Source organism: Methylobacterium sp. E-012, assembly GCF_057836545.1.
Genome location: NZ_JBYQEY010000001.1, coordinates 3,298,243 through 3,314,940 on the forward strand (window position 1 = coordinate 3,298,243; position 16,698 = coordinate 3,314,940).

Below are 16,698 nucleotides of genomic sequence, written 5' to 3' on the forward strand. Positions count from 1 at the left end.
GTCCAACGATTAGATGCCGACGCTAGCTGCGCCGGCTTCAGCTGCCTGCTTGACGGTGGCGCCCTTGCGAAGGGCTGCAGCTATCGCAGCCGAAGCCGTGTCAATCGCTTCGGCCCGCTCGTCGCCGAAGTCACGCATGCTGTTCGCGCCCGGGCTCGGCCGTGCGTGGTAATTGTCTGGGAAGCTGTTGCCCATCCGGGTCTTCAGCATGTTCGTGGCAGCGCGGTAATCGGCATCGAAGTTTCTGCTCTTATCAGCCGCTCGATCTTCGTGTGCTCCAACTTCACGTACTCTCGGCATGCCAGAGCTTTTCTGCCCTCGGTCTTTACCGGTGATGAGTTCAATCAATTTGGTGAGCAGCCAACCGATCGCGTTCATTGGGGCGTCCTGAGCGGGCAGCGGCGGACGCGCCCCGTCGAAAGCTTCAACGCATCCCGGTGGCCTTCGGACTCAGAGGTGGCGCCATGACGCCTTCCAGTCGGCAGCTCACTCCATCTGAGCGCGGTCTTCGTGATCGTCCCCGGCCTGCTGGTCCATCGCTGATCTCCGTCGCCGACAGGTCAATCGATCACGACCAGATCAGGTCGCGCTCATCCACAGGAGCCTGTCATGGTTATCGAAATCTTAAGCGTCAGGATGGGGTGAGAGGGCATACGCTCGCATCGCCGAAATGACCAGAAAAAAGCTGGCCGCCGCCATTGTCGCCTTATCAAGGCAATAGATTGAACACAGATGAACTGATATATACACGAAGATTCAATGACTTAGTGCGCCGCCCACACTATCTTTGTCCAACAGATGTCCGATAAGGCTGTTGGATCGGTGGCAGATAGCCCCCTCATTACCGCACAGAAGCCCTCGCACCGGAGCCGTGTCACGAACGGCAGCGTGCTGCTGCAGAACGTGGATGGGCGTTCGGGCTGGGCGCGACGCATGCGGGACCTCATGGCTCTGCATCTGTCCGACCTGGGCGGGGAGGGCGCCGTGTCCGTCGCGCAGCAGTCGATCGTCCGCCGGATCGCGACGCTGACCGTCGAGCTGGAGCGGATGGAGGAACGGTTTGCCACTGAGGGCGAGGCCGACACCAAGTTCCTGGACCTCTACAGCCGCACCTCCGGCAACCTTCGCCGCCTCTTAGAGGCCATCGGCCTGACGCGCCGCGCGCGCGACGTCACGCCTGCCCTCTCCACCTGTATTGAGGGGCGGCTGACATGAGGGACTTGAACGCCCGCCTCCAGAAGCTGGAGAGGGCCATCCGTCCGCCGCGGCACCGCACGCAGCGCCACTTCGCGATCGAGGGGCCGAAGGATCTGCCCAGGGATGCTGCCGTCGCCTTCCTCCGGGAGTGCGGTCACGACATCCGCGATGATGAAGGCGCCATCATCCGGATCATGGTCGCACCCGGGCGCGACCTGCCGCTGAAGGACATCACCGACAGGTGCGGGCGATGAGGTCGTGGCTGTTTTTTGGCTGTTCTTTACAGTCACGCCGAGCCGCAGGGGGTGAGCATGCCGGGTGATGGTCGGCCATTTGGGCCGGGCCAGAGCGGCAACCCTGGCGGCCGTCCGAAAGGTGCCCGCAACCGCTCTACCGAGGCCCTGGAGACGATCCTCGACGGCGAGAGCGAGGCCCTGACCCGCAAGGCGATCGAGATGGCTCTGGAGGGCGACACGGTCGCGCTGAGGATGTGCCTTGATAGGTTGATGCCCGTCCGGAAGGATCGGACCATCACCTTCACCCTGCCGGAGATCGAGACCGCGGCCGACCTGACCAAGGCGACCCGCGCACTGATGCAGGGGGTAGCAGACGGCGAGATCACGCCGAGCGAAGCCGCGGAGCTGTCCAAGCTGGTCGACGCTCATGTGAAAGCCGTCGAGGTCCGGGACGTCGCCACCCGGCTTGCCGCACTGGAGCAAGCCGCAGAGCAGGCATCGACGGGAGGGAAGCGGCAATGGCGGGGTTGATCGATCGGATAGCGCGGCTGGAGGCGGCGGCTGTCCCGCCCTCGACCGGCAAGCATCTCACGTTCCAGGTTGAAGCCTCGCAGGGGACCCCAACCGGCGACATCGTCACCTTCCTGCGAGAGCGCGGCCACGCCATCCACCCCGAGGACCAGGTCTTCGTGATGAACCTCGGCGCCCATCTGGCGGCTGATGGGGATCCGATCCGGGATCTGTCCCATGCCCTGCTCACGGAAGAGGATCGCGCAGCGGCTCCGGCGGCTGGGCGGTGGCCGAAGGGCAGCGAGTGGTTCACTTTCACACTCGATAGCCCGCGGCTGCACGCATGAGCCCGTGCCTCGCCGAGCGGGTCGCCCGCCTTGAACAGCGGCGGGCCACGGCGCGGAGCGACGGTTACGCCATGCCGCCCGGGCTCTATGAGCATTTGCTGTGCGACGCGGTCCAGCGCTTCATCGACTACCCGAACAGCGAGGCCGACACCCTGAACGACGGGCTCGCCCGCCTCTTGGGCTACAACGACCTCGCCGAGGCCGATGCTACCACCGCGACGGCCCCCGAAGCCATCCAAGATCAGATGGCGACGCTCTGGCCCCGCCTGGTCGAGCGGTATGCGCCTCCCGGATCCTGCGGGGAAACGGCCTACGACCACCTGTTGTCCCGGACCTGGGCCGGCATCCTCGGCGGGGCGCCCCCGTTCAAGGACTATCAGCACAAGACCTCGGACGCCTTCTATGGCCCGAACCAGCTGATCCGGTTCGACTACTCGCCCGCCTGTGTGCGGGCCGCGTTCGCGTTCTACGGGACCACGGTCGAAGAAGTGGAGGCAGACCGCGATGAGTTCCCGCGATCTCGCTAGACGCCTCGCCCGGCTTGAGGCTGCCTGCAGGACGACGCCCGTCCGGTTGACCCCTGAGCAGACTGCCGATGCCGCCCGCCGGTATGAGGCGACGCTGCACCAGCCGGGTGAGCCTGATCCCCGTGCCGTGGCGTACTGGGCGACCGCGGCCCTGCCCGAACTCGCCGAGGACTACGCCGCCATGTGCCGCGGCGCCCCTGCCCCGTGGGAATGATCCCATACTGATGCTCTCGCGATCAGGCAGCGCCGGGCAAGGCGATAGTCAAAATGGTGATCTGTGCCTCGCTAGCCCAGAACCTTCCACGGAGAATTATAGACGCGACACGTCACTGAGTACTGATGCGAGGTTCGAGGTTCACTGCGTCAGCTCGTGGTCGGTGTAGTCGATTTTGCCGTCCGGCCTCTTCTTCCACTCGTACATGATGTAGGCAGGCTGCGTGATGTCACCCTTCTTATCGTAGCTGATCTTGCCCACGACAGTGTCCACCGGCTTGCCCTGGTGCAGCCACTCGGCGAGCTTCTTGCCGTCGCTGGAGCCAGTCTCGGCCATAGCCTTTGCCAGCACCTGCACGGCCGCATAGGAGTAGAGGGTGTAGCCCTCGGGATCGATGCCCTTGGCCTTGAACGCAGCTACCGCAGCCTTGGCGTTCGGGTTCTTGCGGGCGTCCGGCGGGAAGGTGGTCAGCGTGCCCTCGGCAGCCGGCCCAGCGATGGCGACGAGTTCCTTGTCGACCATGCCGTCGCCGCCCATCATCGGCGCTTTCAGGCCCTGGTCGCGCATCTGGCGCAGGATCAGCCCAGCCTCGGTGTAGTAGCCGCCGTAATAGACGATATCGATGTCGGCCGACTTCAACTTGGAGACGAGCGCGGAATAATCCTTCTCGCCCGGGTTGATACCCTCGTACATCACGTCCCTGCCGGCCTTGGCCTTGAGCGCCTTCAGGGTCTCGTCGGCCAGGCCCTTGCCGTAGGGGGTCTTGTCGTGGACGAAGGCGATCTTTTTGCCCTTGAAGTGATCGGCCAGATATGCGCCGGCCACCGCGCCCTGCTGGTCGTCGCGGCCGCAGGTGCGGAACGTGTTCCACATGCCGCGCTCGGTGAACTTCACGTTCGTGGAGGACGGTGTGACCTGGATGATGCCGGCGTCGAGATAGACGTCGGAGGCCGGGATCGAGACGCCGGAGCTGTTGTCGCCGACGACCATCTTAACGCCGTCGCTGGCGAACTTGTTGGCCACCGACACGCCCTGCTTCGGATCGGAAGCATCGTCGCCCACTGAAACAGAGAAGGTTGTGCCCTTGATCGTGCCACCCTTGCTGATGTCCTCGGCAGCTTGGCTCGCACCGTTCTTGAACTGTGCACCGATGGCCGCATTGGGCCCAGTGATCGGCGCGGCGATACCAAGTTTGACCTCGGCCGCCTGCGCGGCACCGGCTGTCAGCAGGCCGAGGATGAAGGCGGTCGGGATCGATACTCTCATGACGTTCTCGCAATCCATCGCCCAGAGGCAAAGGCTTGCGCCACTGCAAGATTTCGGCCGACGCCCACGGGGTGGTTTGAGCCCGCTGGGCAGCTCCTCGACCGCGTCCGGCCGGGCGCCGCCCCGGAGGCGCCCCCCAAGCCGACTGGCGGCTGAGCGGCGACAAGTTAGTGCAGCCCAGCAGCGGATCGTGGCGGGCGTAGGTAGAAACTCACTGCCGGCCGAGGCGCAGCCCTAGTTGACCCGAGAAGTAGCGGGCCTGTTCGCGCCAAATGGTAGCCGCTGTGCTGGCACTTCTGCTTTTGCCTTCGTAGCGTTTCCCCCCCTGTATTCGCCATAAACGATCCAGATCGATTTTGATTGTCAATGCACGGTGAGGGCGATCGTCTCGCCCCACACCTCAACACGGATTACCATCGGCATGCTCCTGACTTAGCTGCCCCCTTATAAAAACCTGCTCCTTGAGTACCCCTTGAAGGCGTTCGCTCCCTGGTTGCTCAGCACTCGCCACCGTCCCGTCGTCACGACCACGCGCTACATCGCATCCGTCGCTCCGGCTCGAATGCCGAACGGCACAGGGCCGAACCACGTCCTCACAGGATCCGGCCCGCATCAGCAGCCCTACCTCGAATTCAACCATTGGGCTTCCCAAGTGACCCTTGGGGGGCCGCACCGATGCATCGTAGCCTCGGATCCGAAGGCCCTCGTGCATGACGTGTCCCTTGATCGAGGCCGAGCGATGCCTGAAGGCGGCATCACAGATACGATGCGCGACAACCCCGAGCAGAGCCGGTTCGAACTGCATGTCGGCGACCAGATTGCGTTCGCAAGCTACAGTCGCGAGCCCGGCCAGATCGTCATCACCTACATCTATGCGCCACCGGTCCTGCGCGGCATGGGGGCGGCTGATCGGCTCATGGAAAGCGTAGCGGCCCACGTCCGGTCACGGGGCGAGCGGATCGTTCCTCTGTGCGATTACGCTCGGGCTTGGCTGCACGGGCATAGCGCGCATCGCGGTCTGCTTGCTTGAGTAGCGCCTGAGCCAAGTTCCCGCTCGGCCACCCCGGCTTCGGCAGGGTGTCAGAATAAAGCTTGGCACATCTGGCAGCGTTGGTGCTGCGGAAAGGGGAGCCAAAGAGGCCCTCTATGGATCACGCCGCCTACCCAGACGAGAGCGCCCTCGCTATCACAGACCGAATCTGGCGCGCGGAGATGCAACGCACGTTCGGCCCCGGAGCGGTTCTACTCCACGGCTTTAATGCGGAGCGCCAAGGCGAACCCGGCACGCACTACGCTAAGCCTTCGAGGCCCGCAGCGCGTCGGTGGCATCTTGGCGGAACAACCGGCGTCCGATCGTTTGACCAGCGGAACGGAGCGCAGATGCGGCAGGCGGACTGAGGTTTCCCACCCGGATCGCTCCTTAGAATCCGCCATAGCTGGCCCGCCGCTTGCTTGGCGTCACCTAGTCCTCCCAGACCGACCTTCAGCCCCGCCGGCACCGCCGCGCGGGGCATTTTCTTTGACGATGGCCGCAGGCGGACGGAGGCTGAAACGCCAGTGCATCAACGAGCTAATCTCGCGGGGAGTACCGTCAAAGTCCCGCTGGACGGATTGGATGCCGCGAAAGAGGCTACGAAGCCAGCCAAGGCGCGGACATCGTCCGGCTGGTGCGGATCGCGGGCGACTGCCTCTGCGTCACGCTCAAGCCGGAGATTGCATGCCTTCGAAGGCAGACCGACATCCGGCGTGCAGGCGTCGTGTCGGGCGCATGCCGCATCGAGAGCGTCGATTGGCGGCAGCGGAGCATTGTTGCCCGGGCCGCAGTAGTTGCCGTGGATGAGTAGTTTCGGCCCGCCATTGGCGGCCGGCTGTGCCAAGGACGGAGCAGCCCAGCAGGCGATGAGGAAGACGGGGGCGGCGAGGCTGACGACGATGCGAGTCAACATGATAGAGACCCTCCAGCACCTCCGCCGCATAGTCCCATCGGCGCTGCAGGTGCGAGATGTGGTTAATCACCAGACGTCATTTCGCGGTGTGCTCCAGAGCACTACCCCTATTCAAATGACGCCCCACCCGCGTCGCTGACATCAGATCCGTTCACCAACCTCATCCTCGATCCCATGCAAGACGACGGGCGGCAGATGGCGAAGGCGGACGGGAGCAGTTGAACCAATGGGATGCGCCAACGCTTCCTCTCGGTCTGATGCGCACCTCCTGCGCTGAGGCCCGGAGAAACTCCATGCGCATCTTAGCACTCGCGTCGCTCGCTGCAGCCGGCCTAGCCATTCTCTCTCTGCCGGCAGCTGCTGTGCCCGCCGGACCTGTCACCGGCATTTCGGCGACGTCCAGCATGGTTGCCCCAGTGCGGATGATGCGGCGCCATCGTATGCGGCGGCCCTCGATGACCTGGGTCCAGAGGCGAGGGTCGCGGCGCTGAGACACTGCATCATTCGCAGTTGCTGCAACGAAGCCCCGCCGGCCTAACCGCGCGGGGCTTTTTCATTTCGGGGTGTGTGGTCGGCACAACGGACGTCCGATACGATCGCGGATACTGCATCCGCCGGAGTGAATATAGCTCGGAGCATGCAGATGAAGTTCAGGCTGGTCGCGGTAGCGCTATTCGGCGCGGCGCTGACGGGGTCCATCAGCGATGCTGTGGCGCGCGGCGCGTGTCCCGTGTTCACCGATGATCAGGCACGCGGCCGACCCAGCTACCGCAACAGCGACGGATGCGTCATCCCAGTTCCTGAGAATCTCAATCCGAAGTCAGGGGGCGCGTGCGAGAAGCCGCGTGATGCGACAGCCCGCTGTCGCGATGGCGATTGGAGTTTCAGCCAGCATCGCCAGTGGACCTGCTCGCACCATGGCGGAGTCGACTGCTGGACGTCAGCCAATCAGTCTTGCTGCTCGTAGTTTTCAGCCCGCCCAGTTCGCCGGCGCGGGCTTTTTTGTACCCCGGATCCCCCGCAAGTAACATCCGGCACGGGGCATCTGCACCGTCCGACAACGCGCATCCCCCTTAGATCCAAGAGACACCCGCCTCGCGCAGAACTAGCTATGCACCCGAAGCGGGACCGGCAGCTCGTTCGCTGCAGCGCACGCTTCCGTGATTTGTAGACAGTTGTATGCAAACCTACGGTCGTGCCTTTAGAACCAGCCTAGGGCCCGGGGCATGGATGATACGGCGCAGGCTTTGTCGATGATTGCCGACGCGCTCGGCATCTCGATTGAGACCCTCCGGGTAGCCCGACAGCTGAACGATGCCAAAGGCTTGAGCCTGTCTGAGAATGCTGAGTTGATCCGAGCGTTCGAGAAAATCGAGGATGTAGCCGTTCGGCGCCGCGTTATCAGCTACGTGCAGGGTGAAGCCAATCGAGCCGCCTTAAGGGCGGTAGGTCGGACCCTGGGGGGATAATTCTGTTTAACCACCACATCCTGCCGCGTTGCGTATCGGCTCACACGCCGGTGAGATCGGACGCTCCCCCGTCCCGTAATCTGATCGGCGCGAGGCCGAGCGACCGAGGGCTATGGCGCGGTCGGATGCGCCGACATGACGGCGGCGGCCAGCACCGTCCGAAACGCCTTCTCATGTGGTCCTGATCAGTCCACCGCCGCGAAGGCCGGTGTGGCGTTCACGAGAGCTGCGATGTCCACGCTGTGGCCGCTGTCGAAGCGGTAGGGGCCAGCCATCGGATCTCGCAGGTAGACATCGATCGCCGCGACGATCTCCTGGCTGGTGACGACGCCTGCCTTGCGCAGGTCCGCAAGGGTCAAAGGTCCTGCCGGCATAGTCGCGCTGAACACTCCCTAACGTTGACTTAACCGTCCCGCCCACATGCCGGGCGCGCGGCCGGTCAGGGCGGATACGGATCCGCCCGAGGTCAGCTGGCAAGACGAGGCCCTGGAAAACTCCGAGCAGCGCAGGCGCGATTTGCTCGATTGCGGCGTGGATTGACGCGCTGGATGGCGAGCGCAATCAGGCAACGATAGATCGAATCAGTAGTGGAACTCTTGTTCGTTCCATCGTATTGACCCGACAACTGCATCAAGCGACACCGCCCCGTATTGCTCGATGCAGAAGCGCCCGGCCCAGGATCATCTCCCCTGGGTCGGGCTTTTTTGTCTATCAGCAACACATTGATACAAAATTGCGACGCCGTGGGTATTTCACGGGCGGATCCGTTTTGCGGTTGCCCAGGTTGTTTGGTGACGACATGGATAGGAGATGATCCTGTGAAACGTCTTGCTCTCGCTTCAACGGCGCTGCTGGCCGCCATCGCCTTCGTGCCGACCGGCGCTGATGCCCGCGGCTTCGGCGGTGGTGGCTTCCACGGTGGGGGGTTTGGTGGCGGTGGCTTCCGCGGCGGCGGCTATGGTGGCGGTTTCCGCGGCGCTGGCTTCCGCGGCGGCTACGGTGGCTTCCGCGGGGGATACGGCGGTTACGGCCGAGGATACGGCTATGGCCGCGGTTATGGCTACGGCGGCTACGGTCTGGGTCTGGGCCTCTTGACCGGTGCAGCTGTCGGATACGGCCTCGCTGGCGGCTACGGGTATCCCTACGGCGGTTATGGATATGGCTACGGCGGGTATGCTCCGGTGGGCTACTACGGCGGACCCTACGGCTACTACCGCCGCCCGTACGGCTACTACGGTGGGTACGGATACTGAGCCCGACACAACCATACGCTACACCCGGTCGTAACCGGGTTCTGCCATCCCGCTGATGGGCCGCGTTGCGTATCGGCCCGACCGCAGGTGAGATCGGACGCTCCCCCGCCCCGTGAGCAGATCGGGGCGGGGCCGGGCGGATCATTCGATTCGGGAAGGCTACTCCGATTTCCGGTGTCCGCGCCCGTGCTGCTCCTTTTCGGCGCCGGCCGCAGCCGCAGCCTCTTTCTCAGCCTTGCCCACTGTCGCCGAGCTCGTGGCCGCGTCGTTGGTCCCACCTGCCGGTGCATTCGATGCCGCCGACTTGGGATGCCCCTTGCCCTCGGTCGTCGACTCCGCTTTCCCACCTTCGAGAACCTCAGGGTGGCCTGCGTTGGCCTTTGCGCTCCCGGCCTCTTGGACCTCGGCGGCCTTCTGTTCCTGCGCGCTCATCGTGCTGTGGCGCTGGCCATCGCCGTGCTGTCCCTTGGCTGGGTTCGACATCGTGCTCTCCTACATCGTGGTCAGCCAGCAACTGCGTGCGCCGCTGACGGTTCGGAGGAAAAGCCAGCGTGCGACGAAAGGCCGAGCGCTCACCGTCGAGGGAGCGGCGGCGAACACCACTAATGACATCTGCCCACCCGGCCCAGCGCTTGGCGGGTTTTGCCGTTCAGGCAATTATTCGCCCGTATCGCCGGGGGCATGTCAGACCTCCAGCCCGCCGTCGCCTCCTGGCGCGACCTGATCGAGCGCCTGTCCGAACACGCGTCACCGTGCCGATACCTCGCCCCGGCGAGATGAGTGGTGATGCGCGAGAACGCCCTAGCCTTCTTCGATCAACACGGCGCCGAAGCGTACCGGCTCGACTGGACCGCGCCCGAGCTGTTCGGCGTGCACCCGTCGAGCAGCACGCTGCGCGTCGATTCCTGCGGCTTGCTGATGCTTAGCTCTGGCGCGGCTGAAGCTGTTCATGCCAATCGCATCGCGTTCGCCCAAACCTCGGGCTACCGCTTCTTGAAGGGACTAACGCCGGGCGTGCCGGTGCGGGCGTTCGCCGACAGGCACCCCTAACCCCGAGCAGGCTGTAGCGGCAGGCCAGCCGTCGCCTTCACGATCGCGAGCACGCCGGCGCGGGTGGCGCCGTCCGTGATGCGCGCGAAGGCCGTGACGAGCTCCATCACCTGCGGATCCTCGAGGAAGGTCGCGCCTTCGGTTCCGGAACCGGTCGATCCCGGCTGAGGCGCAAAGAACGTTTCGACCGGCACCTTCAGAACTTCGGCGATCGCCTGAAGCCGGCCGGCACCGATGCGGTTGCGACCCTTCTCGTACTTCTGCACCTGCTGAAAGCTGACGCCGAGGGCGGATCCCAGAGCGCTCTGGCTCAAGCCCTGGGCTGCTCGGAGCGTGGCGATCCGGCTGCCGATCGTGCGGTCAGCGTCTGTCGCCAGCTTCGGCGCCGTTTGGGCGATCACGGGTGCGGTCATTCGAAAGGGTCTTTCGGGTGGGCAGGGACGATGTCGACTGAAGCATCGACGACCCTTAAACTAGATTACGTGCGATTGAGTTGCGCACAATCATGCAATCCAGACGTGCGTCAATGAGATGGCGTGACCGCAACGAGTAAGAATGGCGCGCTTACGCAGTCCGCATCCTCGGCCCAGGCGCGAGACCTTGCACGCAGTCGGATAAGCCTGCGGCGCGGAACCGCGGCCGGCCTCGGCTGTGATCTTCGAGGATGTCGGGGGCAACCGCGATGTTAGCCGACACAGGTTGTTGCGCTGGACAAGCCATTAACGCCGCAGCCCTTTTCCCAACTCATGATGCGGGCATGTCCCACATCGCGAGCCGGCCATGCACTTCGAGATCCGCTCCACCAGCCGACACCAGTGGACCTGGGTGCTGCTCGACGGGGCTCAGATGACGGTCCTCGAATCGGACCGGACCTTTCCCTCGAAGACGCAGGCATCGGCCGCCGCCCTGGCGTTCGCGAATTTGGTCACGCGCGCGGGTCGCTCCCTCACGGGCGAGCCCGCCGGCGGGTTGATCTGAGATCGACCGCAGTACCCTTAGCGACTGAGCGCTGATCCCTAACCGCCCTGCAGGCTCTCGGCGAAGTCGTCCGGGATCTCGCCCCACTGGCCGAGGATCGTCACACCCTCCAGCTCGCCGGTCTCGTCGTCGGCCACCACCTTCAGCGCCGCCGCGCCCGGCATGCGCTTGGCCAGGTTCTCGGCCTTCTTCAGCGCGCCGCTCTCCGTCGATGCCGCCTCCTGCCGGGCTGGCCGCAGCCGCTTCCGGTGCAGCTCGAACGGCTGGACCACGAACGCCGTCTTCATCGCCATACCGTCGCTCACGCCCGCGTGCCGTCCACCGTCACGGCGGTGAACGCGCGAAACAGCACCGGCCGACCTGCGGCATCGCGCACGTCCACCAGCCACACCGTCCAATCCTGGCACCCGGCCCCCGTCATCAGATCCAGCGCCACCCGGTCCGCGTGCTGTCGAATCTCGCGGATGCTCGACAACCACCGCCCCTGCAGATCGAACACGGCCTCACCGCCCCCCAGGCAGTGGAAGCGGTAAAGCCTCCGCGGCATTGGCGTTTTCCCGACCTCTCCACAGGCGCCCACAGCGATCGTCGCGCGATCCGAAACAGCCATTGAACCACGCCTCGCCATCCGCTTTGTTCCCGATGTGTTCTAATCGAGGTTGTGATCCGGATGCACGCCCAACGGCACGAGCCGCCTGTGGAGATCCGTCCGTCCGAGGCCGAGGGAATTGCCGCGGCTTACCTCCGGGCCGCCGAGGGCGATGCCCGGGCGGCGCTCGTGCAGGCGATCACGGATGCGCTCAGCGACCTCGACGCGGCCGAGCAATGTGTCGTGGAGCAGCGCCGGCTGATTTCGCGTGGGTATGCCTACTGCCTCATCGGGGGGGGCTGACGCGCATGCCGATCCATCGGATCGACGCGCTGCTCGTCGACAGCCCCGACGCCGTCCGCGTGCCGCTGATCGGCCAGGCCCTGTGCGCCGGCTTTCCCTCGCCCGCCGACGACTTCCTCGAGGGCGCCCTCGAACTGCCGCGCTGGCTCGTCCCGAACCCGCCCGCCACCTTCCTCTGGCGCATCGCCGGCTCCTCCATGGAGGGCGCCGGCATCTACGACCGCGACCTCGCCTGCGTCGATCGCAGCCTCACCCCCGGCCACGGCAGCATCGTCGTGGCGGCGATCGACGGCCAGATGTCGTGCAAGCGCCTCGTGATCGAGGGCAACGCCGCACGCCTCGCCTTCTGCAACCCGGATCTCCCGGCCTTCGCGGTCGAGGAACTCGGCGAGGGCGCGATCTGGGGCGTGGTCCGCTTCTCGATCCGCTGGCACGTCGCCCGTGGGCACACGTCGTGAGCACGCCCGAGGCCCGCCGGCGCGACCGGATCGGCGGCGGCCGCGCCGTGGCGCTGATCGACGGCAACAGCTTCTACTGCTCGTGCGAACGGGTGTTCGACCCGAGGCTCGCAGCCGTGCCGGTGATCGTGCTCTCGAACAACGACGGCTGCGCGATCGCCCGCACGGCCGAGGCCAAGGCGCTCGGCATCAAGATGGGTGATCCGTACTTCAAGATCCGCGACCTGTGCCGGGCGCGCGGCGTGCGGGTGTTCTCGTCGAACTACACGCTCTACGGCGACATGTCGGGGCGCACCAACGCGGTCTACCGGCAGTTCAGCCCGCAGGTGGAGATCTACTCCATCGACGAGAGCTTCTTGAACCTCACCGACGTGGCGCCGGCGCTCCGGGTCGCGCTCGCCCGGGACCTGCGCGCCACGGTGCGGGCCTGGACGGGAATCCCGACCTGCGTGGGCATCGGCCCGACCAAGACGCTGGCCAAGCTCGCCAACCACATCGCCAAGTCGGTGCCCGAGCTGCAGGGGGTGTGCGACCTGACCGATCCGGACGCCTACGCGCACTGGCTGTGCCGGATCGACGTCGCCGAGGTCTGGGGCATCGGCCGGGCCTCGCTGGCCAAGCTCCAGGCGATGGGCGTCGAGAGCGTGGCGGACCTGCGCGACCTCGATCCGCGGCCGGTGCGCAAGGGCCTGACGGTGGTGGGCGAACGGATCATCCACGAGCTGCGCGGGCTGGCCTGCCTGCCGCTGGAGCTGGTGCCGGCGCGGCGGAAGGGCTGCGCGGTGACCCGCTCGTTCTCCGCCCGGATCACCGAGCGGGCGGTGCTGGCGGAGGCGGTGGCCGCCCACGCGACGCGGCTCGGCGAGAAGCTGCGGCGGGAGGGGCTGGGCACCGACCACGTCACGGTGTTCTACCACACGAGCGAGCACGACCGGGACGCGCCGATGCGCTCGGTCTCGACGACCGTGAGCCTGCCCGAGCACACGTCAGACACACTGGCGCTGATCAAGGCGGCACGGCACGGGGTGGCCAAGACCTGGCGCGAGCCGGGGGAGCGGCCGTGGCGCTACTCGAAGGCGGGGATCGTCACCAACGACCTGGTGCCGCTGTCGCACAGCCCGCGGGCGCTCATCGGCGCGCTGGACCGCGCGCGATCCGAACCGCTGATGGCGGCGATGGATGCGTGCAACGCGCGCTGGGGCCGGGGCGCGGTGGTGCCGGCCCGCGCTGGGCTGGTGAGCCGGCGGGACTGGAGCACGAAGTTCGAGATGCGCACGCCGCGCTACACGACGCAGGTGGGAGAGTTGCCGGTGGCGTATGCGTGATGGAGGGCTGACCGGCCGCTGGGTCCGGTTTTGGTGGAAAGCCGCCGGTCCGCTTCTGGGCGGCGATACATGGAAGCGGACATCACCGTTAGGTTGACGGCAGGAGCTCGATGCCGAAGCGCGCCGACAAGCTGCTGAGACGTGCCAGAGCCTCCGCATCAGGCGCCTGAGCGGGCGCCGAGGTCGCAGCTGTCTGACCTGCCTCTCGGACGAACTGCTCGAAGCCGGATGGCGTACAGAACACCAGGGCTTCGGCTATTTCAGGACCGGCGTTCCCCAGCCGATGGGCTTGGCCTCGCGGAAGGTGCAGAACCTCCCCGATGGACAACGAGCGAGTCTTGCCGCCGGTCTCGACCTCCACCTGTCCGGACAGCACATAGATGGTTTCCTCCTCGTGCAGGTGCCGGTGCGGCGGCGTCCATACACCGGACGGGTTTGTGATGCGCAGCAACGAGAACTGCCGGCCGGTCTCCTCGCCCGACACCAAGATGTCGACGAGCGTTCCAGCGAAGCTCATGGTTTCGGTCCGGTGCATCGACTGGCTCCCTGTTTGTGGAATGCCCGTCTTTAGGCCCACTCTCGACATGAGCCGAGATTAAGAGTTCTCATACACACATGAGCCCACGTCATGTATCCGAGCGCGATCTCCGCCTGTTCCTCGTGCTCGACGCGCTGCTCGATCATCGCAGCGTGACGCAGGCGGCGAGCGCGCTCGGCCTCACGCAATCGGCTGTCAGTCATTCGCTTCGTGCATTACGGATGCGGTTCGGCGATCCGTTACTGGTTCGGGTCGGTAATACGCTCTGCCCAACACCCCGCGCGCTGGCCCTGCGCCCTGGGCTGTCACTCGGCCTCTCGGAACTCGAACGCGTGCTGGGCCGGGAGCCGACGTTCGATCCGGCGCACTCGACTCGGTGCTTCAGCCTAGCGACACCGGATTATCCCCAGTTCACGGTTCTACCCGAGCTATTCGGTCGGATCAGGCGCGAAGCACCCGGCTTGGATTTCCAGGTGAGGCCGATCGGCCAGGGACTCGCTGAAGACCTTGCGAGCGGTAACCTCGATCTTGTCCTAGCAGGGGCCGAAGTCGAGCAGCAGCTGGCGCTCGATCGCGCGTTGATGCGGGTGCGTGTCATCTCCGAGCCGTTCCGCTGTGTGGTAAAACGCGGGCATCCAGCTTTAACGGACCCGCTCGACCTCGACGCCTACACCACCTTGCCGCACGTGCTCGTCAGCACCGGAGGGGACCGCACGGGTATTGTGGACATGGCTCTGTCGGCTGTCGGACGGCGTCGACGCGTCGCTATGACAGTCCCAAGCTTCCCGGCCGCGATCTGGATGGTGGCAGCATCCGACCTCATCGCGACGCTGCCGAAGGCGATCACCGATCGTGCGTCGCGGCACGATGTTGAAGTCAGGGAACCACCGATCCTGTTGCCACCGAGCGTCGCGTATCTCTGGTGGCATCCGCGCTTCCAGCACGATCCTGGACACAGCTGGTGGCGTCAAACTCTGTCGAATGCCTTGGCGAGTTCACCGCTTCAGGGGCCGACCTGCCGGACGAACGATCTCGATGAGCCTTAATCGAGACGTGCTGACCTCCAGCCCAAGTCGTTGCTATGCGCCCCGAGCCGCGGTTGCCGCACCGCCGACGAGTGGCCGCTTTCGAGCGGCTTCTGCCGTCGCCTGGGCGACCGAGTTGGGTCGTACTCGGAACGTCTGCCTCTCGGCGACGAGCCCAGGGCTGTATCCCCCGACGCGGCCCGGTAAATGCCTTATCGATCCATAGTCCGATATCCTGAGGTGGCTCTCCGGGACTGCCGTTCGAGAGTGCCAAACGTCGTCCTGCTGAATGGGAGCACGAAATGGCGCAACGCTCAGGGCACGACTTCAAATTCGGGATCGAGGAAGAGTTCTTTCTGGCGAGCGCACGCTCCCGGGGTGCTCCGCGTAGCTCGATCCAGGGGTTCCACGACGATGCCAAACGCTTGGGCTCGGTCGAGCGTGAGCTTCTAGAGAACGAGGTCGAGATCTGCTCTGCACCAACCGCGAGCGTCGAGGAAGCGCAGACTGCGCTCGGCAACCTTCGTGATCAGCTTCAAGGCACCGCACGCAAGCACGGGCTCAAGCTGTTCGCTGCCGGCACCCACCCGACCGCGGTCTGGTCCGTCCAGAAGGAGACCGACAAGCCGCGCTACCGCGGCATGATGGACGACCTGCAGATCACCGGACGCCGCTCCGTGGTCGCCGGCATGCACGTTCACGTCGAGGTGCCGCGACCCGAGGCGAGGATCGACATCATGCGGCGTATCTATCCGTTCCTCCCCCTGTTGCTTGCCCTCTCGACATCCTCGCCGTTCTACGACCGTCGCCAGACGGGTCTGCACGGCTATCGGCTTCGCGCCTATGCCGAGCTGCCACGGACCGGCCTGCCCGACTTGTTCGACAACGCCGACGACTACGACCGCTACGTGAAGGTCATGACGGCTGCGGGCGCTGTGCCAGACCCGACCTACTTCTGGTGGCACATCCGCCCTTCGGTCCGGTACCCGACCCTTGAGCTTCGCGTCGCCGACAGCTGCACGCGCCTCGAAGACACCCTCACCGTCGCCCAGATCTATCGTTGCCTCGTTCGCTTGCTGGACCGCCGGCCGGACATTCATGACGGCCTGACAGGCGCGTCACGCGGATTCGTGATGGAGAACCTGTGGCGGGCCGAACGCGATGGCACTGGAGCCTCTCTGATCGACGAGACCGCCGAGCGCGTCGTACCGGTCCAGGAGGCCGTTGACGCGCTTCTCGACCTGATCGCCGACGATGCGGCGGCGCTCGGATGCGCTGCCCAGGTCGCGCACGCCAAAATCATCGCCCGCAACGGATCGAGCGCTGCAGGTCAACTAGCTGCTTACGAGACCGTCATCGACGCCGGCGCGGGGGAGAGCGCTGCCCTTCGTGCAGTCGTGGACTGGCTGGCCCAGGAAACGAGCGTGGGCTGACCGTCATACGGAAGCATGCGGCGTGACGCGCGTT

At 65.4% G+C, this 16,698-nt stretch carries 25 protein-coding genes; 16 read left to right on the top strand and 9 right to left on the bottom strand.

The genetic code is table 11. The features are described 5' to 3' along the window. Positions 1 to 9: 9 nt before the first annotated feature. On the bottom strand, positions 10 to 378 hold the full coding sequence (locus AC3IF1_RS15945) for a hypothetical protein (protein WP_243972450.1): 369 nt from the start codon (positions 376 to 378) through the stop codon (positions 10 to 12). Positions 379 to 888: 510 nt separating this feature from the next. Between AC3IF1_RS15945 and AC3IF1_RS15950 the strand changes: the two genes are divergently transcribed. The 5 genes from AC3IF1_RS15950 to AC3IF1_RS15970 are packed head-to-tail and all read left to right on the top strand — an operon-like array spanning position 889 to position 2,817. After that, on the top strand, positions 889 to 1,215 hold the full coding sequence (locus AC3IF1_RS15950; RefSeq protein WP_243972452.1) for a hypothetical protein: 327 nt from the start codon (positions 889 to 891) through the stop codon (positions 1,213 to 1,215). Positions 1,216 to 1,220: 5 nt separating this feature from the next. Beyond that, positions 1,221 to 1,451: a hypothetical protein gene (locus AC3IF1_RS15955; protein ID WP_243972454.1), complete on the top strand. Its 231-nt coding sequence runs from the start codon at positions 1,221 to 1,223 to the stop codon at positions 1,449 to 1,451. 57 nt (positions 1,452 to 1,508) lie between these two features. Then, on the top strand, positions 1,509 to 1,964 hold the full coding sequence (locus AC3IF1_RS15960; protein WP_489218393.1) for a DUF5681 domain-containing protein: 456 nt from the start codon (positions 1,509 to 1,511) through the stop codon (positions 1,962 to 1,964). After that, positions 1,952 to 2,290: a hypothetical protein gene (locus AC3IF1_RS15965; RefSeq protein ID WP_243972814.1), complete on the top strand. Its 339-nt coding sequence runs from the start codon at positions 1,952 to 1,954 to the stop codon at positions 2,288 to 2,290. The genes AC3IF1_RS15960 and AC3IF1_RS15965 overlap by 13 nt, the downstream gene beginning before the upstream one ends. Beyond that, positions 2,287 to 2,817: a hypothetical protein gene (locus AC3IF1_RS15970; RefSeq protein WP_243972813.1), complete on the top strand. Its 531-nt coding sequence runs from the start codon at positions 2,287 to 2,289 to the stop codon at positions 2,815 to 2,817. Before AC3IF1_RS15965 ends, AC3IF1_RS15970 begins: the two co-directional genes overlap by 4 nt. A gap of 355 nt (positions 2,818 to 3,172) precedes the next feature. Here the strand turns inward: AC3IF1_RS15970 and AC3IF1_RS15975 are convergent, their stop codons facing one another. Further along, entirely contained in the window at positions 3,173 to 4,315 is a 1,143-nt protein-coding gene (locus AC3IF1_RS15975; RefSeq protein ID WP_489218395.1) for a branched-chain amino acid ABC transporter substrate-binding protein, read from the bottom strand. Positions 4,316 to 5,036: 721 nt separating this feature from the next. Between AC3IF1_RS15975 and AC3IF1_RS15980 the strand changes: the two genes are divergently transcribed. Continuing rightward, positions 5,037 to 5,327 carry a GNAT family N-acetyltransferase gene (locus AC3IF1_RS15980; RefSeq protein ID WP_243972806.1) on the top strand — a complete coding sequence of 97 codons (291 nt, stop codon included), beginning with the start codon at positions 5,037 to 5,039 and terminating at the stop codon, positions 5,325 to 5,327. Between the two features lie 532 nt (positions 5,328 to 5,859). Here AC3IF1_RS15980 and AC3IF1_RS15985 read toward each other — a convergent pair. Beyond that, on the bottom strand, positions 5,860 to 6,243 hold the full coding sequence (locus AC3IF1_RS15985) for a phospholipase A2 family protein (protein ID WP_243972804.1): 384 nt from the start codon (positions 6,241 to 6,243) through the stop codon (positions 5,860 to 5,862). A gap of 643 nt (positions 6,244 to 6,886) precedes the next feature. Between AC3IF1_RS15985 and AC3IF1_RS15990 the strand changes: the two genes are divergently transcribed. After that, positions 6,887 to 7,210 (top strand): DUF3761 domain-containing protein, encoded by a 324-nt coding sequence (locus AC3IF1_RS15990; protein WP_489218396.1) that lies wholly within the window; start codon positions 6,887 to 6,889, stop codon positions 7,208 to 7,210. Positions 7,211 to 7,469: 259 nt separating this feature from the next. After that, entirely contained in the window at positions 7,470 to 7,712 is a 243-nt protein-coding gene (locus AC3IF1_RS15995) for a hypothetical protein (RefSeq protein WP_243964590.1), read from the top strand. A 185-nt stretch (positions 7,713 to 7,897) separates the two neighbouring features. On the opposite strand, the gene AC3IF1_RS16000 is transcribed toward AC3IF1_RS15995, so the two are convergent. Beyond that, positions 7,898 to 8,086 (bottom strand): hypothetical protein, encoded by a 189-nt coding sequence (locus tag AC3IF1_RS16000; RefSeq protein WP_489218397.1) that lies wholly within the window; start codon positions 8,084 to 8,086, stop codon positions 7,898 to 7,900. Between the two features lie 444 nt (positions 8,087 to 8,530). Between AC3IF1_RS16000 and AC3IF1_RS16005 the strand changes: the two genes are divergently transcribed. Further along, complete coding sequence (locus tag AC3IF1_RS16005) at positions 8,531 to 8,965, top strand: hypothetical protein (protein ID WP_489218398.1); 435 nt, start codon at positions 8,531 to 8,533, stop codon at positions 8,963 to 8,965. Positions 8,966 to 9,124: 159 nt separating this feature from the next. Here the strand turns inward: AC3IF1_RS16005 and AC3IF1_RS16010 are convergent, their stop codons facing one another. After that, positions 9,125 to 9,448 (bottom strand): hypothetical protein, encoded by a 324-nt coding sequence (locus AC3IF1_RS16010; protein WP_489218399.1) that lies wholly within the window; start codon positions 9,446 to 9,448, stop codon positions 9,125 to 9,127. 303 nt (positions 9,449 to 9,751) lie between these two features. On the opposite strand from AC3IF1_RS16010, the gene AC3IF1_RS16015 reads away from it, so the two are divergent. Then, on the top strand, positions 9,752 to 10,015 hold the full coding sequence (locus AC3IF1_RS16015) for a hypothetical protein (RefSeq protein WP_489218400.1): 264 nt from the start codon (positions 9,752 to 9,754) through the stop codon (positions 10,013 to 10,015). Here the strand turns inward: AC3IF1_RS16015 and AC3IF1_RS16020 are convergent. Further along, positions 10,012 to 10,428, bottom strand: a complete 417-nt coding sequence (locus AC3IF1_RS16020) for a helix-turn-helix domain-containing protein (RefSeq protein ID WP_489218402.1) — start codon at positions 10,426 to 10,428, stop codon at positions 10,012 to 10,014. The two genes, AC3IF1_RS16015 and AC3IF1_RS16020, sit on opposite strands and share 4 nt — an antisense overlap. 367 nt (positions 10,429 to 10,795) lie before the next feature. On the opposite strand from AC3IF1_RS16020, the gene AC3IF1_RS16025 reads away from it, so the two are divergent. Then, positions 10,796 to 10,993: a hypothetical protein gene (locus AC3IF1_RS16025; protein WP_489218403.1), complete on the top strand. Its 198-nt coding sequence runs from the start codon at positions 10,796 to 10,798 to the stop codon at positions 10,991 to 10,993. 38 nt (positions 10,994 to 11,031) lie between these two features. On the opposite strand, the gene AC3IF1_RS16030 is transcribed toward AC3IF1_RS16025, so the two are convergent. Beyond that, positions 11,032 to 11,286 carry a hypothetical protein gene (locus AC3IF1_RS16030; protein WP_243967694.1) on the bottom strand — a complete coding sequence of 85 codons (255 nt, stop codon included), beginning with the start codon at positions 11,284 to 11,286 and terminating at the stop codon, positions 11,032 to 11,034. Positions 11,287 to 11,294: 8 nt separating this feature from the next. Beyond that, positions 11,295 to 11,621 (bottom strand): DUF6894 family protein, encoded by a 327-nt coding sequence (locus tag AC3IF1_RS16035; protein ID WP_489218404.1) that lies wholly within the window; start codon positions 11,619 to 11,621, stop codon positions 11,295 to 11,297. A 69-nt stretch (positions 11,622 to 11,690) separates the two neighbouring features. Here AC3IF1_RS16035 and AC3IF1_RS16040 point away from each other — a divergent pair, with 69 nt between their 5' ends. Genes AC3IF1_RS16040 through AC3IF1_RS16050 form a run of 3 tightly spaced genes read left to right on the top strand, consistent with a single transcriptional unit; the run spans position 11,691 to position 13,668 of the window. Further along, entirely contained in the window at positions 11,691 to 11,885 is a 195-nt protein-coding gene (locus AC3IF1_RS16040) for a hypothetical protein (protein ID WP_313900843.1), read from the top strand. A 5-nt stretch (positions 11,886 to 11,890) separates the two neighbouring features. Next, positions 11,891 to 12,343 (top strand): LexA family protein, encoded by a 453-nt coding sequence (locus AC3IF1_RS16045; protein ID WP_489218405.1) that lies wholly within the window; start codon positions 11,891 to 11,893, stop codon positions 12,341 to 12,343. Then, positions 12,340 to 13,668, top strand: a complete 1,329-nt coding sequence (locus tag AC3IF1_RS16050) for a Y-family DNA polymerase (protein WP_489218406.1) — start codon at positions 12,340 to 12,342, stop codon at positions 13,666 to 13,668. Before AC3IF1_RS16045 ends, AC3IF1_RS16050 begins: the two co-directional genes overlap by 4 nt. Before the next feature lie 88 nt (positions 13,669 to 13,756). Here AC3IF1_RS16050 and AC3IF1_RS16055 read toward each other — a convergent pair whose 3' ends face one another. Next, positions 13,757 to 14,203: a cupin domain-containing protein gene (locus AC3IF1_RS16055; RefSeq protein WP_243967686.1), complete on the bottom strand. Its 447-nt coding sequence runs from the start codon at positions 14,201 to 14,203 to the stop codon at positions 13,757 to 13,759. 80 nt (positions 14,204 to 14,283) lie between these two features. On the opposite strand from AC3IF1_RS16055, the gene AC3IF1_RS16060 reads away from it, so the two are divergent. Further along, positions 14,284 to 15,252: a LysR family transcriptional regulator gene (locus AC3IF1_RS16060; RefSeq protein ID WP_489218407.1), complete on the top strand. Its 969-nt coding sequence runs from the start codon at positions 14,284 to 14,286 to the stop codon at positions 15,250 to 15,252. 281 nt (positions 15,253 to 15,533) lie between these two features. Continuing rightward, positions 15,534 to 16,664: a carboxylate-amine ligase gene (locus tag AC3IF1_RS16065; RefSeq protein ID WP_489218408.1), complete on the top strand. Its 1,131-nt coding sequence runs from the start codon at positions 15,534 to 15,536 to the stop codon at positions 16,662 to 16,664. Positions 16,665 to 16,698 lie beyond the last annotated feature (34 nt).

What these genes read in the sequence shown, in the direction of transcription:
- AC3IF1_RS16035 (WP_489218404.1), bottom strand. Translation starts at nt 11,621, where the DNA reads ATGGCGAGGCGTGGTTCAATGGCTGTTTCGGATCGCGCGACGATCGCT.
- AC3IF1_RS15945 (WP_243972450.1), bottom strand. Translation starts at nt 378, where the DNA reads ATGAACGCGATCGGTTGGCTGCTCACCAAATTGATTGAACTCATCACC.
- AC3IF1_RS16065 (WP_489218408.1), top strand. Translation starts at nt 15,534, where the DNA reads ATGGCGCAACGCTCAGGGCACGACTTCAAATTCGGGATCGAGGAAGAG.
- AC3IF1_RS15980 (WP_243972806.1), top strand. Translation starts at nt 5,037, where the DNA reads ATGCCTGAAGGCGGCATCACAGATACGATGCGCGACAACCCCGAGCAG.
- AC3IF1_RS15990 (WP_489218396.1), top strand. Translation starts at nt 6,887, where the DNA reads ATGAAGTTCAGGCTGGTCGCGGTAGCGCTATTCGGCGCGGCGCTGACG.
- AC3IF1_RS15965 (WP_243972814.1), top strand. Translation starts at nt 1,952, where the DNA reads ATGGCGGGGTTGATCGATCGGATAGCGCGGCTGGAGGCGGCGGCTGTC.
- AC3IF1_RS16020 (WP_489218402.1), bottom strand. Translation starts at nt 10,428, where the DNA reads ATGACCGCACCCGTGATCGCCCAAACGGCGCCGAAGCTGGCGACAGAC.
- AC3IF1_RS16000 (WP_489218397.1), bottom strand. Translation starts at nt 8,086, where the DNA reads ATGCCGGCAGGACCTTTGACCCTTGCGGACCTGCGCAAGGCAGGCGTC.
- AC3IF1_RS16025 (WP_489218403.1), top strand. Translation starts at nt 10,796, where the DNA reads ATGCACTTCGAGATCCGCTCCACCAGCCGACACCAGTGGACCTGGGTG.
- AC3IF1_RS15975 (WP_489218395.1), bottom strand. Translation starts at nt 4,315, where the DNA reads ATGGATTGCGAGAACGTCATGAGAGTATCGATCCCGACCGCCTTCATC.
- AC3IF1_RS15985 (WP_243972804.1), bottom strand. Translation starts at nt 6,243, where the DNA reads ATGTTGACTCGCATCGTCGTCAGCCTCGCCGCCCCCGTCTTCCTCATC.
- AC3IF1_RS16055 (WP_243967686.1), bottom strand. Translation starts at nt 14,203, where the DNA reads ATGCACCGGACCGAAACCATGAGCTTCGCTGGAACGCTCGTCGACATC.
- AC3IF1_RS15995 (WP_243964590.1), top strand. Translation starts at nt 7,470, where the DNA reads ATGGATGATACGGCGCAGGCTTTGTCGATGATTGCCGACGCGCTCGGC.
- AC3IF1_RS16030 (WP_243967694.1), bottom strand. Translation starts at nt 11,286, where the DNA reads ATGGCGATGAAGACGGCGTTCGTGGTCCAGCCGTTCGAGCTGCACCGG.
- AC3IF1_RS15970 (WP_243972813.1), top strand. Translation starts at nt 2,287, where the DNA reads ATGAGCCCGTGCCTCGCCGAGCGGGTCGCCCGCCTTGAACAGCGGCGG.
- AC3IF1_RS16010 (WP_489218399.1), bottom strand. Translation starts at nt 9,448, where the DNA reads ATGTCGAACCCAGCCAAGGGACAGCACGGCGATGGCCAGCGCCACAGC.
- AC3IF1_RS15960 (WP_489218393.1), top strand. Translation starts at nt 1,509, where the DNA reads ATGCCGGGTGATGGTCGGCCATTTGGGCCGGGCCAGAGCGGCAACCCT.
- AC3IF1_RS16045 (WP_489218405.1), top strand. Translation starts at nt 11,891, where the DNA reads ATGCCGATCCATCGGATCGACGCGCTGCTCGTCGACAGCCCCGACGCC.
- AC3IF1_RS16015 (WP_489218400.1), top strand. Translation starts at nt 9,752, where the DNA reads ATGCGCGAGAACGCCCTAGCCTTCTTCGATCAACACGGCGCCGAAGCG.
- AC3IF1_RS16060 (WP_489218407.1), top strand. Translation starts at nt 14,284, where the DNA reads ATGAGCCCACGTCATGTATCCGAGCGCGATCTCCGCCTGTTCCTCGTG.